Below are 15,481 nucleotides of genomic sequence, written 5' to 3'. Positions count from 1 at the left end.
TGGGGGAAGTCCAGGTCGCGTTTCATGGTGTTGTTTGTGTGCTCTTTTTGATGTCCGGCTCAATAATCATTAAACATATCACTGAAATCAGGCCGTTAGTAGGCGAACCAAATAGTCGTCGTTCCAACTTGAACGGCGACAAAGTTTTTCACCAGCTACAATCTGAATGAGATGCTGTTCTGCAGGCAGCTTCTCATGCCCTCACACCTGGAGACTTCATGCTCGAAGACCTGACTGTCCGTATCGTGACGATGTTGTTCTACCTGATAAGCCTGCTGGGTGTGGCTGTTGTTGTCTGGGGTGTTGCGGAGGCTGTCATTCGTTTCCTCACACTGCTGACTGGCCACAGAGGCGCTCACGCGAAGCTGGTGAGAAAAACTGCTCGTATTCGTGAGCGCCTGGGTGCTCATCTTCTGTTGGCGCTGGATATTTTTATCGGCGCAGACATCATCAAAAGCGTTATAGCGCCCGCTTGGGAGCATATTGCCATGCTCGGTGCTGTTGTGCTGATCAGGGTGGTGCTGAGCTACTTTCTGGAGCGTGAAATGGAACGAACTCACCAGTCGGCACAATCTGGCCGTTTATCCGATCACAACGGCGAGGGTGAGTGAATTCGGGGTCAGACCCCAAGACATTTCACCCTGCCAAATGTTCTGGGGTCTGACCCCCATGTTGTTATTCGTAGGTGCAGAAATAGGCGGTATCTACGTCAGCCTTCACCTTGAAGCTGGTGTTGGCCGCTACTTCAAAGGCATCGCCGGCCCCGTAGCGGGTCCAGCTATCGCTACCCGGAAGCTGAACGGTTAATGCGCCGCTCACAACGGTCATCACTTCTTTTTTACTGGTCCCGAACTCGTACTCACCGGAACTGATCACACCTACGGTTGCAGGCAGAGACTCACCTTGGAAGGCAATGGATTTTACCTTGCCGCCGAAGTATTCGTTTACGTTTAACATGGTCATTACCCCTTATTTATCCAAACTGCCGATTGAGCCAGGCGTTGATATCACCAGATTCATACATCCATTGCTTCTCACCCTGGTCATCAGTGATTAGCAGGCAGGGCACTTTTACGGTGCCGCCGCCATTCAACAGATCCTCACGATGCGCCGGGTCGTGTTGTGCATTACGCAGCTCGATATTCAGCCCCAGCCGAGCCATCTCTTTACGAACTTTGATGCAAAACGGGCAGGCCCGGAACTGGTAGAGCGCCAGGTTTTCAGTGGCCTTATCAATCTCTGCTTGCTGCTCAGGCGAACGGCTGATGGCCTTCGGTGTACTGAGTTTCTCTGAAAGCAACATAAATGGCGTGAGAACCAGCCGCAGCAGGCGGAAAAAAGCTCGAATAATCATTCGCATAAGAAAACCTAAACTAGTTGCAGATGAACGGATGTACTGGAAACAGGGCGGCAAGGATACCACGGCTGATAATTTGGGGTCAGACCCCAAGACATTTCACCCCATCAAATGTTCTGGGGTCTGACCCCAAATCGTGGTGGCCAGCCGCGCGCCTAGAAGCGGTAGCCTAATCCAAGCAAGCCATAGTGGGCCCAGGCAAAGGTGTAGACGGTGTCGTTATCTGCTCCGCCTTCCAGAGTTCGGTAGCCGAGCCGGCCTTCCAGCTGCGGCGACAGTTGATAGGTTACGGCCACGGCGGCATCAATCGCCCGGCCCTGGGGCGCGCCAAGGCCCTCCACGTCAAACTCTAGAGCCCAGCGTTGAGCAAAAGCCCGTCGGGCCTGAAAAGACAGCAGTGGGACTACGCCAAGGTCTGGGTCATCGGCGCTTGTGGTGCCCTGGCTGAGTCGAACATTGGCATCGCGGACCAGCAGCGTGGCCCCGGCGCTTAGTTTCCAGTCGCCATGCTCTGGCCAGTGATAGCGCCAGCCGAGCCGGTAGGTGTTGAATTTATAAACGCCTTTTACGCTGCCTCCTGCTTCAAACGTTTCCCCAGCAAAGCGCACATCGCTGGGCAGCGTGCCATGGCCATAAGTGCGTAATGGGGCATAAAGAAGACTGACGGAATGCTTGTCAGATAGCTGGTAGGCCAAATGCACCCGGAAATACGGGTCGGCTCCCTGTCCGGTCAGTTTCAGGAGGTCAAAGCGATCTCCTGAGCTGTCGTTCGGTATCTGCACATCGTTGCGGGAAAGCCAGACGGGCCCGGTTTCGACCGTTAGCGTCCAGTCACGTGTTTCATCAGCTGCGGCCGGTGTCGAGAGACCAGCGCTTGCGGCCATGGAGAGGGCAAGAAGAAAGAGGCGTACCATAACGAACAGCTCCCGTTTAAATTTGGGGTCAGACCCCAAGACATTTGGTGACCTGAAATGTTCCGGGGTCTGACCCCAACTTCACGGGAAATCCCGAAGTTCTTCATGGTAGATTTTTATAAATCTGGGGACCAGGACGTCGTGAAAACGTTTGTCCGAAGCTGCATGGATGAACGGGCCGCGCGAATCATGGGAGAATGATGGGGGCTTAATATTCCGTTGCCGGTCAGGATCAAGCCGGGTGATACTTCCGCCAGGCCGAGTCATGCTGATACACTCTGCGTCGCTGCATAAGGAGCGCATGCGGTCAGAATAGAGTTTGTATAAGGGCAGGATTGCCCGTCAAGGAACCCCGGGATTATTCGGGTATCAAGGAAGAAGCAAGGAGCAAAGCCATGAGCGGCAAGAAAGTTGTGCTGTTGGGGGATCTAGGTACCGACCACGAGGGTTTCCCGCCCACCCCGGTAATCAATAGTTCCCCGGATGTATTCATCGACGGCAAGCCCGTCGCTCGGGTAGGTGACCAACTTGCCCCGCACTCCAAACCCAAGCATTCCCCTCATCCGCGTACTATTGCTTCCGGTTCAAGCACGGTTTTCATTAACGGGTTACCCGTTGCTACAACCGGTGGTGCGATTTCCTGTGGTGGAGTCACCATTGGCAGCAGTAGCGTGGTGGTAGGCGATACCCATGCGCCATTGCCATTCTCTGGTGTTTCGGGGGCAAATTCTCACTCTGCGCCTTTGAGCTCAGAATCCAGTACAGCAGAAACACGCTCAAACGGCACACAGGCCTCTTCCGGCGCGCAGCTGCGCAATAGCACGTCCAGCCACGATGGTGGAGGGGCTGGCTCAGCCGCAACCCCTTCTCAGGCCAGCAAGGATATTGATGAGTCTGGCAAAACCCTTCGCCTGGGGCTGTTTTTTGATGGCACTGGCAACCATCGAGGCCATGACCAGATCCTGGCGAACCGCGATGTGACGAATGTGGCGAAGTTGTATGACCTTTACAGGGAGACGACTAATATCCGGAGGGTCTATGTTCGTGGGCCGGGTACCATTGATGGCAAGCACACTCCGGATGGATTTGAGTCCCAGGACGACCTGATGGGTTTGGGATTGGGCATCGGGCCGGAAGGGGGGCATGACAGAATAGGCTATGCACTTGAACGAATGCGAAGAGATATATTTTCCGGGGATTACGACGAAGTAGTCTTCGATGTATTCGGCTTCAGCCGTGGCGCGGCCCTGGCCCGGCATTTTGTCAATCTGATCAATGAACAACCTGAAACGGTCCTGCTGCCCCAGTTTAAGGGCGCCTCTTTGTTTGCGCCGATGCTGGGGGTCAAATCGGTATCGGCTTTCCCTCCTGGTGTGAAGGCCCGGGTAAATTTCGTCGGCCTGTTTGACACTGTGGGTAGTTTTTACCTGCCCGGAGACAACGCCAACATCGACTTTAACCTGAATCTTTCGCCCAGCAGTGCCGAACGGGTGGTGCACCTTACGGCCCATCATGAGATCCGCAAGAATTTCCCACTCAGTAGTATTCTCGATGCAGATGGCAATGGGCCATCCCACTTTAAGGAAATAGCCGTACCGGGTGCCCATTCCGATGTGGGCGGCGGTTATGAAAATCCAGACAAGGGCTTCGAGAATATTGAGAAGATCGTTCTGGGCATCCACTCGGGTCTTGCGGACGGCGGCCATACTCAACGCACAGCCATTCCGCAACTTGAGGCGAAGTACGCGCGCCCAGGCCGGGCTGTGGTGGCGGTGCCGCAGCCAAATGGAGATATCCACGTGCAGGAGCGTAGGCATACCCGTAAGGAGTTGGCTATCTATAACCTGCATCGGATGTACGAATTCGCGTTGCAGAGCGACGTGCCACTCAGGCAGATGAATACCAACAACAAGGACTTCCAAATCCCTCAAGACTTGCAGGCCGCTCTGAGCAGTTGGCATACAAGTGGGGGATTACTTGATGCGTCAGGAGATTACCTGGGTGGATATATCCACACCTCTGACAGCATCTACCGGCTTGGTCTGGAGCCGGACCCCTCTGGTAATCGAACAGTGTTTTTCAACCGGCCAACTAAGGCCATAACCCCGCTCAGCAAAGGAGTTGCTCATGCGCAATAACATTACGGCAAGGGTAGCCTTTTCATTTCTATTGCTGGTCTTGGTAACAGCTTGCTCCTCGGAACCTCGGGAATATGACTTTGCCGTGTCTGTGGCGGGAGGCCCCGAAGGGTGGCCTGTGTGGGTTGACGAAGTAATAGTTGATCAATCTTGGAGGGTACCGGCTGGGGGAATTGAACATGGTTTCGATCAACTCCCTCCAATGGGTGGTGTGGCCATATTGGGCCCCAAGCCTGCCCCCAGCACCGTGCATGCCCGTTGGTTCTCCTACCGCACCCAGACATTCTATGAAGTTACCCTATCGCTGCCGGAGGATCTTGATGACCAGTTGCGTAAGTGGTTTCGGGACTACCCACGTGACGAGTATATCCATACCTTGATTATCGGATTTTCCGGTAAGGGCGAGGCGCTGGCTTGGTGGGAGGCTTTCTGTAATGCCTGCAACTATGATCGCAGTCACGATTTCAACACCCCGCTGATCGAAGACGTCCAGGCCGAAGTGGTTGAAGGGGATCCGAGCGGCTATCGATTGCAAACTCAGGAGTTGATTGATGAGGGAAGTATGCCGTCGCCGTGGTAGCCATTCCATGGACAAGGAGACAGGAGAGGTGCATGTGTAAGGGCCCGGCTGTTGGAGCAATCTTCATCATCCTGCTACCGATCTTTGCTTCGGCCTGTTCCTCCGAGCCCCGCGAGTACGACTTTGCCGTTTCTGTTGCGGGTGGGCCGCAGGGATGGCCAGTTTGGGTAGAAGATATTTCCTTCGATGAAATATGGAGCGCTCGTGGCGGGTCACTGCGTGGTGGTTATGACCATATCCCCCCGGGAGGGGGCGTCGTGGGGATAAGTCCTAAACCTGCCCCCAGAACCGTGCAGGGCCGCTGGTTTTCTTTCCGAACCCAAACGTTCTATGAAGTCACTTTCTCGCTACCCGATGACCTCGATGGCAATTTACGCCAGTGGTATCGGGACTACCCGCTTGAGGACTATAGTCATACTCTGATTGTTGGGTTTTCGGGTAAGGGAGAAGCGCTTGCCTGGTGGGAGGCGTTCTGTAACACCTGCAATTACGACCGCGGCCACGACTTTCACATACCTCTGGCAGAAAACGTTGTCGCCGAAGTTGTTGAGGGTAATCCTGCGTGGTACGAGGACATAACCTATCAGCATGTCAGAGAAGGTTCGATTCCATTACCGCCTGGTATGGCTGATTCATCGGCCAAGTAGCAATGTTGAAAATTAAGATACTTCATGGCCGAGCGAACCAGTCAGTTAACGTGTGCCGGCGCGCTCATTCTGACGCTCTATCTCGCGTATCCGTCAGAATAGCATGGGGTCAGACCCCAAGACATTTCACCCCATCAAATGTTCTGGGGTCTGACCCCAACTTGAATTACCAGAACCAGCGAAGGGGCGCTGGGGTTTCTATGGTATTGGGCGCTTGCCGGACTACCTGGGCGATCTCGGCGGAGCCATGGTCTTCTGCGCATTGGTACAAAGAGCGAATATGCTCCGGGCTGCGTTTGTCTTCCGGGTCTCGGTGGTTGTCGATGCAATGTTCGAAGTATCTCTGCATCTGCGCCTGTCGCTGTTCGTCGTCGCCGGCCCAGGTTTGCAGGTTTTCGAGGCGGGCGACGTCCACGGCGATGCCGTAGCGGTGCAGTTGCACCATCAGCACCATGGCCAGGATGAAGGCGAGGAATACTCCGAGGGAAAGGGTTCCGATCACGTATTTACGAATCATTGGTTTGCCTTGAAGGGGGATGCAACGTTGGCGATGGTGCCCCGGTTCAGCTCATAAACCGCCATGTTTACCGCAGACGCCAGATTCAGGGATTCGATCTTCGCCGCTCCGGGAATGGTGAAACGCTGGGCGGCCAGTTCATTCAAAGCTTCCTGCGGCACACCTCGGGCTTCGTTGCCGAACAGGTAACAGTCGTGGTCTGCGAAAGCCGGCGTGGCGATGGCTTCGCCGCCAATGTCCAGGCAGGCGATGCGGGGATAGCGCCGGGCGAGGGAATCCAATGACACCTCGGTTTCGATCGGCACATGAAAAATCGCGCCCATGCTGGCGCGGACCACTTTCGGGTTGAACGGATCTACGCTGCCAGGGCTGAGCAGGCAGCGCATGCCCCCGAACCAGGCCAGGGTGCGCAAGATGGTGCCCAGGTTGCCGGGGTCCTGGACTTCGTGCAGGTAAACGGCTTTTTCGCCGGGGGCGGTGCTTTCCGTTGACGCCGGCGGCATTGGTACCACCGCCAGGATACCTTGAGGCGTTTTGGTGTCGGCCAGTAGGGCCATCTGCCGGTCGCTGATCAGGTGTTTCGGCCAGGGGCTGCGCCAGTGTTCGTAGGCGCTGGTGACATAGAGCTGCGCTTGCCCCCAGGTAGATGGTGCCTGTCCACAAGCCTTCTCCAGCTCCAACACCAGATGCTCACCCTCCACCAGAAAATGTCCGAAGGCCTGGCGGTATTTCTTCTGGTGCAGTTTCTTGATGTCGTCCAGCTTCACGATGGATTGCTCCCGGCGGTGTCCAGCTCAGCCATCATGGCTTTGGCCACCGCTTCGGCCACTTTGATGCCATCCACCCCGGCAGACAAGATACCGCCAGCGTAACCTGCGCCTTCTCCGGCCGGGTACAAGCCGCGGGTGTTCAGGCTTTGCAGGGTGTCTCGGTCGCGGGTGATGCGCACGGGGGAGGAGGTGCGGGTTTCAATGCCGGTCAACACCGCATCGGCCCGGTCGAAACCGCGAATCTGCCGGCCGAAGGCGGGCAGGGCTTCACGAATGGCGTCAATGGCATAGGCGGGCAGGGAAGGCGCCAAGTCGCCTAATCGAATACCGGGTTTGTAGGACGGAACCACCTCGCCGAGTTTTTCAGACGGCTTACCCGCGATGAAATCCCCCACCAGTTGCCCAGGTGCGCAGTAATCGCTGCCGCCCAGTTTGTAGGCGTTGGCTTCCAGTTGCTCCTGCAGTTCAACGCCGGCCAGCGGGCCACCCGGGAAGTCTTTGTTTGGGTCAATGTTCACCACAATACCGGAGTTGGCGTTACGTTCGTTCCGGGAATACTGGCTCATGCCGTTGGTAACCACTCGCCCCGGTTCCGAAGTGGCCGCTACCACGGTGCCGCCGGGACACATGCAGAAGCTGTACACCGCACGACCGTTGCTGGCGTGGTACACCAGCTTGTAATCCGCTGCGCCCAGTGCCGGGTGGCCGGCGTATTTGCCCAGCCGGGCCTGGTCGATGAGGCCTTGCGGATGCTCAATCCGAAACCCGATGGCGAACGGCTTGGCTTCCAGAAATACGCCGCGTTGGTGCAGCATGCGGAACGTCTCACGGGCGCTGTGGCCGAGGGCCATCACCACGTGCCGGCTCATCAGCTGCTCGCCACTGGCCAGTTCCACTCCTTTTACCTGGCCATTGTCCACCAGCAGGTCGGTTACTTTCTGTTCGAAGCGAATCTCGCCACCCAGGCGAATGATCTCTTCACGCATTTTGGACACCACGCCGGTCAGCCGGAAGGTGCCGATATGGGGCTTGCTCACGTACAGGATTTCTTCCGGCGCGCCGGCTTTCACGAACTCCGCCATCACTTTGCGGCCGTAAAACTTGGGATCTTTGATCTGGCTGTACAGTTTGCCATCAGAGAACAGCCCGGCACCGCCCTCACCAAACTGCACATTGGATTCCGGCGACAGCTGCTTTTTACGCCAAAGTGCCCAGGTGTCTTTGGTGCGCCGGCGTACATCTTTGCCCCGCTCCAACACAATCGGCTTGAAACCCATCTGCGCCAGCAACAAAGCCGCAAACAAACCGCAGGGGCCAAGCCCGACCACAACCGGCCGCTGTTCCAAACCAGCAGGCGCCTGGGCTACCGGGTAATAGGCGGTATCCGGCGCCGGGCGAACGTGGGTGTCGTCGGCGAAACGGGCCAGCACGGCAGCCTCGTCTTTTACTTCGAGATCAATGATGTAAACAAACTTGATTTCGGTGTTCTTCTTGCGGGCGTCGTAGCTGCGTTTGAAGACGGTGAACTCCAGCAGCTCATCGTTCTTCAGTTTCAGGCGATGCAGCAGCGCCGCTTTCAGGGCAGCCTCGGGGTGGTCAAGGGGTAAAGCCAGTTCGGTAACGCGAATCATGGTGTGTCCAGGCCGCCCGGCGACTGCCCGGCGGATTAGGGTTGGAATGAAAGTCAGAATGGCCGCCATTGTACTTTGGAGATGGGTACTTGTCAGGCGCCGGTGCTTTTGCGGCAACGCCGGTGGCAGCGTACAATGCCCTTTTTCCGCATTAACGCAGATAGCAAACCATGGCCCGTTCCAAAAGCAGTAACCGCTGGCTCGAAGAGCACGTTAACGACCCCTTTGTGAAACAAGCGCAACAGGACGGTTACCGTTCCCGTGCCAGTTACAAACTGCTGGAAATCAACGAAAAAGACCGGCTAATCCAGCCTACCAATCTGGTGGTGGACCTGGGCTCCGCGCCCGGCGGCTGGTCCCAGGTGGCGGCCAAACTGGTTGGCCACAAAGGCCGGGTCGTGGCCTCCGACATCCTGCATATGGACCCCATCGCCGGCGTTGAATTCATCCAGGGTGACTTCACCGAGCAGGAAGTTTTTGACCAGATTATGGCGATTCTGGATGGCGCCAGGGCCGATGTGGTCATCTCAGACATGGCCCCCAACATCAGCGGCGTCAACGCCGCCGACCAGGCTGCCTCCATGTACCTGGTGGAACTGGCTCTGGACATGGCCTGCCAGATCCTCAAGCCCAAAGGCAGCTTCGTCGCCAAAGTCTTCCATGGTGAGGGTTACGACGACTACGTTAAAGCCATGCGCGATGTCTTCACCAAGGTCGTCGTCAGAAAACCCGACTCCTCAAGAGCCCGCTCGCGGGAGGTTTATTTGGTGGGTAAGGGGTTTAAGGGGGCTGTTTAGGGTCTGTCCCCAAACTCCCATTTAATTGATCTTTCGCAAGATCACACCGCAGCCCCGTCGTTATCCTTTGCCCATCAAAATTCATCTGGGCAATACGAATGCAAAACCGCTCAATTCAATTCCTGCTTTTTATCGCTTTACTGGCACTCACACCCTTGGCCGGCGCCTCCTCCGTCTACAGCGCCTTGGCCCAACTGGAAGACATTGTCGCCGACGATGAGCGCCGGCAAGCCAGCTACGATGCCGGCGAAGAACGCATCCGCTTCTGTGGCTATTGCCATGGCCGCGACGGCAACAGTAAACGCGACTACATTCCCAACCTGGCAGGCCAGCACCCTTTGTATCTGTTTGAGCAGTTCGAGAAATTCGGCAGCGGTGCCCGTGAGGATTACGTAATGTCTCAGCTGGCGAAAACGCTCACCGTCGAAGAGCGCATCAATATCGCCGTGTTTTACAGCGAACAGAAAGCCCAGCCCCGCCAAGGCGCCGATCCCAGGCTTGCCGAAAAGGGAGGGCAGTTCTACGATCAGCGCTGCGCCGCCTGCCACGGCAAAACCGCCGAAGGCTTCCGCGACATGCCTCGCCTGGCCAGCCAGCCTGCGGAATACGTCACTCTGGCGCTGAAACGCTTCCAGGGCATGGACCCAACAAAGCATACGTCCCCAATGATTGGTATTTCCGCTGTGTTATCTGAAACAGATATCCAGGCCCTTGCCGCCTATCTGCAAGGCCTTTAAAGGGTCTGTCCCCGAACCGGGACTGACCCATTTTGGAACCCATGGGCTCAGGTTCTGTGCAACAGACGGGCAAAGGTGGGTCAGTCCCCGTTGGGGACAGACCCTTTAGTATTTTTGCGCTAAGCTGGAATTATTATCCACCAGACAAGGATTTACAGGCCTATGAAACTTCGCTTCCTCGGCGGCACAGGCACCGTCACTGGTTCACGCTATTTACTCTCGGATGAAAACCACCGCTTGCTGGTGGATTGCGGCATGTATCAGGGGGTAAAAACCTTGCGGCGGCGAAACTGGGCGACGTTTCCGGTGGACCCCTCAACCATCGATGCTGTAGTGCTCACTCACGCCCACATTGATCACTCCGGCTACCTGCCAGCACTTGTAAAAAACGGCTTCAAGGGCAGGATCTACTGCACCAAAGCCACCCACGAGTTGTGCAAAGTGCTGCTGCCAGATGCCGGCTTCCTGCAGGAAGAAGACGCCAAGTACGCGTTCCGGAAGAAATTCTCCAAACACGAAAAACCCGAGCCGCTGTTCACCGAAAAAGACGCCCGGGAAGCCCTGAAACACTTTGAGTCTCTGCACTACCACGAGAAGTTCGAGCCCGTGAAAGGCTTTGAGGTGAGCTTCACTCCGGCGGGGCACATCCTGGGTTCATCCTGCGTGCATGTTCACCACAAAGGCGCCGCCCGCACGGTGGTGTTCAGCGGTGATGTAGGGCGCCAGAACGATCTCATTATGCGACCACCCGAGCCGTTGCAGCATGCGGACGTTCTGGTGTGCGAATCCACTTACGGCGACCGGACTCATGGAGAGTCAGACCCCGAAGGCGACCTGGCCGAGATCATCACCAAAACCTCCGGCCGGGGAGGCATCGTGTTAATGCCCGCGTTTGCGGTGGGCCGCGCCCAGATGCTCCTGTACGTGATTCACAAACTCATGGGGCAGGGCAAAATCCCGAAACTGCCGGTGTACCTGAACAGCCCGATGGCCATCAAAGCCACAGAAATATTTTGCCAGCATCACAAAGAACACAAACTAAACCGCGCCCAGTGCGAGCTGATGGATGAAAAAACCGAATTTGTCCGCACGGTTGAGGAATCCATCGAGCTGGACGCCGTGCGCTACCCCTGCGTGATCGTGTCTGCCAGTGGCATGGCCTCCGGCGGCCGCGTGCTGCACCACCTGAAAACCCTGTTGCCTAATCCCCGCAACAGCGTGGTGTTCGCCGGCTTCCAGGCGCCGGGTACCCGTGGCGATGCGCTGGTGAGCGGTGCCGAATCCGTCAAAATCCACGGCGAATACTGGCCAGTGAAAGCGGAAATCCACAACCTCGATTCCATGAGCGCCCACGGCGACTACAACGAAATCCTGGCCTGGCTGGAGCAGGGCACCCTGAAACCAGAAAAAGTCTACGTCACCCACGGCGAACCCGTCGCCAGCGACACCATGCGCAAACGCATCACCGAGAAATTCGGCTGGCCCGCCGAGGTGCCCGAACTCTTCGAAGAAGTCGAAATATAAAATTGGGGTCAGACCCCCGGACATTTCACTCCATCAAATGTCCTGGGGTCTGACCCCAAATTAGAACTCTCCGAATTTCGCCTTGATACGTTCCCGAAATTCCTCAGACCCTAACGGCTTGCCAGAGATGGCTGCATAGTGAATCTGCTCATCCATTCCCTCTGGCGCGGGGCTAGCGATAAAGGCGCGGTAGCTGACGAAACGCCTTTCGGCATCGGGCTGAAAGTTCAGGTAGCAGTCGTGTGGCGTATGCATACCCGAACGCATCCCATAGGCATGGCAGTTATAGCTGGACCATTGATAGTCGCCGGCATACTCCACCATGCCCGCCTTAACCGGGTTCAGCTCGATATACCGCTGGCATTGCAGAAAGTACTGATCGGTATCCACCAGGCAGGATTTGAACCGCCCCTCCCACAAGGTACCGGTGCGGTCATACTTGTGGTTGTAATATTGGGCGTAGCGTTGACCAACCGCCTTCATCAGGCTTGAAAGCGCGCCCTCAGCGTTGGGCGTCACTAACAGATGGGTATGGTTGCTCATCAGCACCCAGGCGTGAATATCCACCTGGAACTCACGCTGGTAGCGGGAAAGGTAGGTTGCATAAGTGGCGTGATCGGCCAGATCCTGAAAACATTCCTGCCGGTTATTCCCCCGCTGAATAACATGCTGGGGCATCCCGGCCGGGCAAATCCGTGGTCGGCGGGGCATCTCACAGTCCTTGTGAATTGATTTATAACCACAACAACCTGCCGCAACCCGCCCAAAAATTCAAGTTGGGGTCAGACCCCAAGACATTTTACCCCATCAAATGTCCGGGGGTCTGACCCCAAAATTTGCTATTATTGAGGCAGATACGGCCAGCAGGACGCAAACATGTATTACAGCTCTATTCTTCCGGAAGTGATCAGAATTGCAGATGAAGCCAGCGAGAAGGCGCTGCATATCTACCAGTCCGATTTCAAGGTGAATTACAAGGAAGATCAGTCACCCATCACCGCTGCTGACACGGCCAGCCACGACATCATTATGAAGGGGCTTCGTAACCTCACGCGGGATATCCCGATCTTGTCGGAAGAAGGCGCAGAGATTCCCTGGGAAGAGCGCAAACACTGGCGTCGTTTCTGGTTAATTGACCCCATCGACGGCACCAAGGATTTCACCCAGCGCACCGGGGAGTTCACCGTCAACATCGCCATGATCGAAGACGGCGAGCCGGTGATGGGCGTGGTCACGGCGCCAGCATTGAAAGAAGCTTTCTGGGGCATTAAAGGCGAGGGTGCCAGCATGCGTGATCGCACTGGCCGCATACACCGCATTCGCGTGGTGGAACCCCGGGAAACATTGCGAGTGGTGGCGAGCAAAAACCACCTGAACGATGAAACCCGCGCCTTCATTGATACCCTCGGCCCCCACGAAACCGTGCAGGCGGGCAGCTCCCTGAAGTTCTGCCGTATAGCGGAGGGCCATGCCGACATCTATCCCCGCATGGGGCCCACCAGCGAATGGGACACCGCCGCCGCTCACGCCATCCTCCTGGCCGCTGGCGGCAACGTGCAAACGCCCCAGGGCGAACCCCTGAAATACGGTAAGGAAGATGTGCTGAATCCGCATTTCATTGCGGCGGGTAGCTGGTATTTTTGAAGTTGGGGTCAGACCCCAAGACATTTCACCTGATCAAATGTTCTGGGGTCTGACCCCAAAAATGGATGTTTCATGACTTGGTATGCTTTGCAACACAAACCGGCGCAAGGAGATCGGGCACTGCAGCATTTGCAGAATCAAGAGGTTTCCTGCTTCTACCCGAAGATTGAGGTGGAGAAGATTCGGGCCGGCAAGCGGACCAGGAAGCTGGAGCCGCTGTTTCCCGGTTACCTGTTTGTGAACCTGGAGCAGACCGATCCCATGTGGTCGAAGCTTCGCTCCACCCGAGGGGTTGCTCGTATCGTGGGATTTGCCAACAAGCCGGCCGCCATTGCCGATGAGGTGATTGAGCACATCAAAATCAGCCTGGATAAAGTCGCGGAGCAGGGCGGTATCAAGCCGGGCCAGCCGGTCGAGTTGGACGAAGGGCCGTTTAAGGGTATCAGCGCTATCTTTCAGGCCTACGATGGTGAGGAGCGAGCCATCGTTCTGATCACCTTTATGCAGAAGCAGCAGCAGGTAAAGGTGCCGGTTTCCGTTATCCGTCGCTAGCAACGAAGGTAAAGTGTGAGCTATTACGCGAATTCACATTTCTCTTTCTATCATTACACAAACCATACTGAATCCGGCAGTGGGCTAAAGGCAGCATGTTGATTAGTCGATGTGTTGTCGGCACCCGCGATGCGTTATGAAAGGCACTCGGGGTAAGACGTAATCTAAGGATGGTGATCACGCTTGGCCGAATATCTGGATCAGCCGTTTGCAATGTTGATCGGTCTGTCTGTGCTGGTGCTCGCCGCAGCACTACTTGCCAGTGTGGTGAGGCTCAAGGCCGATATCAGAACGCTGAGAACCACTTCCACCCAGCAGTTGAAGCGGTTGAATGCCCGTGTAGCGCAATTGAGCAATGAGCATAGTGAAGTGGCGTCGTCACTGGATGATCTTCGCAGCTCGGCCTCGATCGCTTGCGACCCGGATTCCTCACTTGCAGTGACCCCTGCCGAGCAGGAAAACCGCATCATCAAATCGATCCTCAACGAGGGGGATCTGTCAAAGGGGCTCGAAAAAGCCTTCGAACTGCTTCACCCGAGCCCGGAGTCGACCCTCTGGATGGCCTTTGGCATCTCCGTGCTGGACCAGAACACCAAAACACTCAAGCTGGCCTGGCACCAAGGCATCAAAGAGGCGGTTGCCCGGCAGTTCAGCGAAGCGAGGCTGGTGCATGGAAGTGCCCCCCACGCCACATCCGCTTTGCTGGGCGAACAAGTGGTTGTCAGGCGGGAGTCCACTGCACAAAAGCATCGGGATCAGCCCCCGGCTGCCCGATTACCGGAAGCCGTGCAGACCTGGCATTCCTTTCCCATCAAAAAGATAGACGGTAGTGTGCTGGGCACCTTTGATATCCTGAGCTTCAATGACGGTTTTCCTCTGCCCGATGGCAACAGAATTGCAAACTACCTGTTTGTCACCTCCATCATTCTGGAGCGCCACAGTTATCTGAACGGTATTCTCAGCCAGGCCAGAACCGATAAGCTGACCGGCCTGACCAATCGGGGCTTTGCCGAAGAGTCTCTGGTAAAGGAAATTGAGCGTTCCCAGCGCTACCGCAACCCTCTGTCCGTCGTGCTATTCGATATCGATCATTTCAAGTCTTTCAACGATACCTACGGCCACGACGTGGGTGATGTGGTGCTGCAGGAAGTGGCCCGGCTATCAGCCGGGGCGATACGGGCCACCGATGTATTAGGCCGTTGGGGCGGAGAAGAATTTCTTGTGATCCTGTCAGAAACCACCCTGGACAACGCCATGGTGGTTGCCGAAAACGTTCGAAAAGCAGTGGAAACCGCCCATTTTGAGGTGTGCCGTTCTGTCACCATCAGTTTGGGTGTTGCCGAATTCACCCCCCGTGATACTGCTCAAAGCCTGGTTAAGCGCGCCGATGAGGCTTTGTACAAAGCCAAGCAATCAGGCCGAAATCGGGTGTTGGCGCAGTCTAAAGTCGCCTGACCAGACAGTCTCCATCTGCAAAGCATTGAATTGTTGTTCATTCTTTCTTCTTAACCATCTGAGAATAAAGCATAAATTGTATTATAGGGTAGTTATGTCGCCATAGTGGGCGCATATTTGGATTAAAAAGGTTGGAATGCGTTATATTATGCGATAGACTTTTAGGTGAAAAGGCTTGGTAGAAAGGAGTCTGTCTTGCCAGAAATACAAAAATAAGC

17 protein-coding genes are annotated in these 15,481 nt (G+C 55.9%); 10 read left to right on the top strand and 7 right to left on the bottom strand.

Annotated features, from left to right (window positions below; all coding sequences use genetic code 11):
- The first annotated feature begins 218 nt into the window (after nucleotides 1-218).
- Entirely contained in the window at nucleotides 219-611 is a 393-nt protein-coding gene (locus ACNSOI_RS13130; RefSeq protein WP_058089906.1) for a DUF1622 domain-containing protein, read from the top strand.
- Between the two features lie 64 nt (nucleotides 612-675).
- On the opposite strand, the gene ACNSOI_RS13125 is transcribed toward ACNSOI_RS13130, so the two are convergent.
- From ACNSOI_RS13125 to ACNSOI_RS13115, 3 genes are all read right to left on the bottom strand, one after another.
- Entirely contained in the window at nucleotides 676-957 is a 282-nt protein-coding gene (locus ACNSOI_RS13125) for a pyrimidine/purine nucleoside phosphorylase (RefSeq protein WP_058089907.1), read from the bottom strand.
- A gap of 16 nt (nucleotides 958-973) precedes the next feature.
- Entirely contained in the window at nucleotides 974-1,360 is a 387-nt protein-coding gene (locus ACNSOI_RS13120) for a glutaredoxin family protein (RefSeq protein ID WP_058089908.1), read from the bottom strand.
- A gap of 152 nt (nucleotides 1,361-1,512) precedes the next feature.
- Nucleotides 1,513-2,271: a hypothetical protein gene (locus ACNSOI_RS13115; protein WP_420194243.1), complete on the bottom strand. Its 759-nt coding sequence runs from the start codon at nucleotides 2,269-2,271 to the stop codon at nucleotides 1,513-1,515.
- Between the two features lie 395 nt (nucleotides 2,272-2,666).
- On the opposite strand from ACNSOI_RS13115, the gene ACNSOI_RS13110 reads away from it, so the two are divergent.
- From ACNSOI_RS13110 to ACNSOI_RS13100, 3 genes are read left to right on the top strand one after another with little or no spacing between them, the layout of a single operon-like run.
- Nucleotides 2,667-4,409: a type VI secretion system PAAR protein gene (locus ACNSOI_RS13110; protein ID WP_420194242.1), complete on the top strand. Its 1,743-nt coding sequence runs from the start codon at nucleotides 2,667-2,669 to the stop codon at nucleotides 4,407-4,409.
- Entirely contained in the window at nucleotides 4,399-4,989 is a 591-nt protein-coding gene (locus ACNSOI_RS13105; protein ID WP_058089910.1) for a DUF2931 family protein, read from the top strand. Before ACNSOI_RS13110 ends, ACNSOI_RS13105 begins: the two co-directional genes overlap by 11 nt.
- A 32-nt stretch (nucleotides 4,990-5,021) precedes the next feature.
- Complete coding sequence (locus tag ACNSOI_RS13100; protein WP_420194241.1) at nucleotides 5,022-5,636, top strand: DUF2931 family protein; 615 nt, start codon at nucleotides 5,022-5,024, stop codon at nucleotides 5,634-5,636.
- 166 nt (nucleotides 5,637-5,802) lie between these two features.
- Here ACNSOI_RS13100 and ACNSOI_RS13095 read toward each other — a convergent pair whose 3' ends face one another.
- From ACNSOI_RS13095 to ACNSOI_RS13085, 3 genes are read right to left on the bottom strand one after another with little or no spacing between them, the layout of a single operon-like run.
- Nucleotides 5,803-6,153 (bottom strand): hypothetical protein, encoded by a 351-nt coding sequence (locus ACNSOI_RS13095; RefSeq protein ID WP_420194240.1) that lies wholly within the window; start codon nucleotides 6,151-6,153, stop codon nucleotides 5,803-5,805.
- Nucleotides 6,150-6,920 (bottom strand): TrmH family RNA methyltransferase, encoded by a 771-nt coding sequence (locus ACNSOI_RS13090; RefSeq protein ID WP_058089913.1) that lies wholly within the window; start codon nucleotides 6,918-6,920, stop codon nucleotides 6,150-6,152. The genes ACNSOI_RS13095 and ACNSOI_RS13090 overlap by 4 nt, the downstream gene beginning before the upstream one ends.
- A complete protein-coding gene (locus ACNSOI_RS13085) occupies nucleotides 6,917-8,554 on the bottom strand; it encodes an NAD(P)/FAD-dependent oxidoreductase (RefSeq protein WP_058089987.1) in 1,638 nt (545 codons plus the stop codon). Before ACNSOI_RS13085 ends, ACNSOI_RS13090 begins: the two co-directional genes overlap by 4 nt.
- Nucleotides 8,555-8,724: 170 nt before the next feature.
- On the opposite strand from ACNSOI_RS13085, the gene rlmE reads away from it, so the two are divergent.
- The 3 genes from rlmE to ACNSOI_RS13070 all read left to right on the top strand — a co-directional run bounded on the left by rlmE (nucleotide 8,725) and on the right by ACNSOI_RS13070 (nucleotide 11,612).
- Nucleotides 8,725-9,351 (top strand): 23S rRNA (uridine(2552)-2'-O)-methyltransferase RlmE, encoded by a 627-nt coding sequence (gene rlmE, locus ACNSOI_RS13080; protein ID WP_058089914.1) that lies wholly within the window; start codon nucleotides 8,725-8,727, stop codon nucleotides 9,349-9,351.
- A 98-nt stretch (nucleotides 9,352-9,449) separates the two neighbouring features.
- Complete coding sequence (locus ACNSOI_RS13075) at nucleotides 9,450-10,088, top strand: c-type cytochrome (protein ID WP_058089915.1); 639 nt, start codon at nucleotides 9,450-9,452, stop codon at nucleotides 10,086-10,088.
- Nucleotides 10,089-10,250: 162 nt separating this feature from the next.
- Nucleotides 10,251-11,612 carry an MBL fold metallo-hydrolase RNA specificity domain-containing protein gene (locus tag ACNSOI_RS13070; protein ID WP_058089916.1) on the top strand — a complete coding sequence of 454 codons (1,362 nt, stop codon included), beginning with the start codon at nucleotides 10,251-10,253 and terminating at the stop codon, nucleotides 11,610-11,612.
- A gap of 60 nt (nucleotides 11,613-11,672) precedes the next feature.
- On the opposite strand, the gene ACNSOI_RS13065 is transcribed toward ACNSOI_RS13070, so the two are convergent.
- The gene (locus tag ACNSOI_RS13065; RefSeq protein ID WP_068351376.1) at nucleotides 11,673-12,323 is read right to left on the bottom strand and encodes a transposase; all 651 of its coding nucleotides are present in this window, start codon (nucleotides 12,321-12,323) and stop codon (nucleotides 11,673-11,675) included.
- A 165-nt stretch (nucleotides 12,324-12,488) separates the two neighbouring features.
- On the opposite strand from ACNSOI_RS13065, the gene cysQ reads away from it, so the two are divergent.
- The 3 genes from cysQ (at nucleotide 12,489) to ACNSOI_RS13050 (ending at nucleotide 15,263) form a co-directional block, all read left to right on the top strand.
- The gene (gene cysQ, locus ACNSOI_RS13060) at nucleotides 12,489-13,256 is read left to right on the top strand and encodes a 3'(2'),5'-bisphosphate nucleotidase CysQ (RefSeq protein ID WP_058089918.1); all 768 of its coding nucleotides are present in this window, start codon (nucleotides 12,489-12,491) and stop codon (nucleotides 13,254-13,256) included.
- A 72-nt stretch (nucleotides 13,257-13,328) separates the two neighbouring features.
- Nucleotides 13,329-13,808, top strand: coding sequence for a transcription/translation regulatory transformer protein RfaH (rfaH, locus tag ACNSOI_RS13055; protein WP_058089919.1), 480 nt, complete (start codon nucleotides 13,329-13,331; stop codon nucleotides 13,806-13,808).
- Between the two features lie 183 nt (nucleotides 13,809-13,991).
- Complete coding sequence (locus ACNSOI_RS13050; protein WP_420194239.1) at nucleotides 13,992-15,263, top strand: GGDEF domain-containing protein; 1,272 nt, start codon at nucleotides 13,992-13,994, stop codon at nucleotides 15,261-15,263.
- Nucleotides 15,264-15,481: the final 218 nt, after the last annotated feature.

Source organism: Marinobacter sp. GH_1 (assembly GCF_048595985.1).
In the GTDB taxonomy this organism is placed as follows: domain Bacteria; phylum Pseudomonadota; class Gammaproteobacteria; order Pseudomonadales; family Oleiphilaceae; genus Marinobacter; species Marinobacter shengliensis.
This window is presented reverse-complemented; position numbering and strand designations above follow the sequence as displayed.

What these genes read in the sequence shown, in the direction of transcription:
- ACNSOI_RS13130 (WP_058089906.1), top strand. Translation starts at nt 219, where the DNA reads ATGCTCGAAGACCTGACTGTCCGTATCGTGACGATGTTGTTCTACCTG.
- ACNSOI_RS13095 (WP_420194240.1), bottom strand. Translation starts at nt 6,153, where the DNA reads ATGATTCGTAAATACGTGATCGGAACCCTTTCCCTCGGAGTATTCCTC.
- ACNSOI_RS13105 (WP_058089910.1), top strand. Translation starts at nt 4,399, where the DNA reads ATGCGCAATAACATTACGGCAAGGGTAGCCTTTTCATTTCTATTGCTG.
- ACNSOI_RS13100 (WP_420194241.1), top strand. Translation starts at nt 5,022, where the DNA reads ATGTGTAAGGGCCCGGCTGTTGGAGCAATCTTCATCATCCTGCTACCG.
- rfaH (WP_058089919.1), top strand. Translation starts at nt 13,329, where the DNA reads ATGACTTGGTATGCTTTGCAACACAAACCGGCGCAAGGAGATCGGGCA.
- cysQ (WP_058089918.1), top strand. Translation starts at nt 12,489, where the DNA reads ATGTATTACAGCTCTATTCTTCCGGAAGTGATCAGAATTGCAGATGAA.
- ACNSOI_RS13125 (WP_058089907.1), bottom strand. Translation starts at nt 957, where the DNA reads ATGTTAAACGTAAACGAATACTTCGGCGGCAAGGTAAAATCCATTGCC.
- ACNSOI_RS13085 (WP_058089987.1), bottom strand. Translation starts at nt 8,554, where the DNA reads ATGATTCGCGTTACCGAACTGGCTTTACCCCTTGACCACCCCGAGGCT.
- ACNSOI_RS13120 (WP_058089908.1), bottom strand. Translation starts at nt 1,360, where the DNA reads ATGCGAATGATTATTCGAGCTTTTTTCCGCCTGCTGCGGCTGGTTCTC.
- rlmE (WP_058089914.1), top strand. Translation starts at nt 8,725, where the DNA reads ATGGCCCGTTCCAAAAGCAGTAACCGCTGGCTCGAAGAGCACGTTAAC.
- ACNSOI_RS13070 (WP_058089916.1), top strand. Translation starts at nt 10,251, where the DNA reads ATGAAACTTCGCTTCCTCGGCGGCACAGGCACCGTCACTGGTTCACGC.
- ACNSOI_RS13115 (WP_420194243.1), bottom strand. Translation starts at nt 2,271, where the DNA reads ATGGTACGCCTCTTTCTTCTTGCCCTCTCCATGGCCGCAAGCGCTGGT.
- ACNSOI_RS13065 (WP_068351376.1), bottom strand. Translation starts at nt 12,323, where the DNA reads ATGCCCCGCCGACCACGGATTTGCCCGGCCGGGATGCCCCAGCATGTT.
- ACNSOI_RS13075 (WP_058089915.1), top strand. Translation starts at nt 9,450, where the DNA reads ATGCAAAACCGCTCAATTCAATTCCTGCTTTTTATCGCTTTACTGGCA.
- ACNSOI_RS13110 (WP_420194242.1), top strand. Translation starts at nt 2,667, where the DNA reads ATGAGCGGCAAGAAAGTTGTGCTGTTGGGGGATCTAGGTACCGACCAC.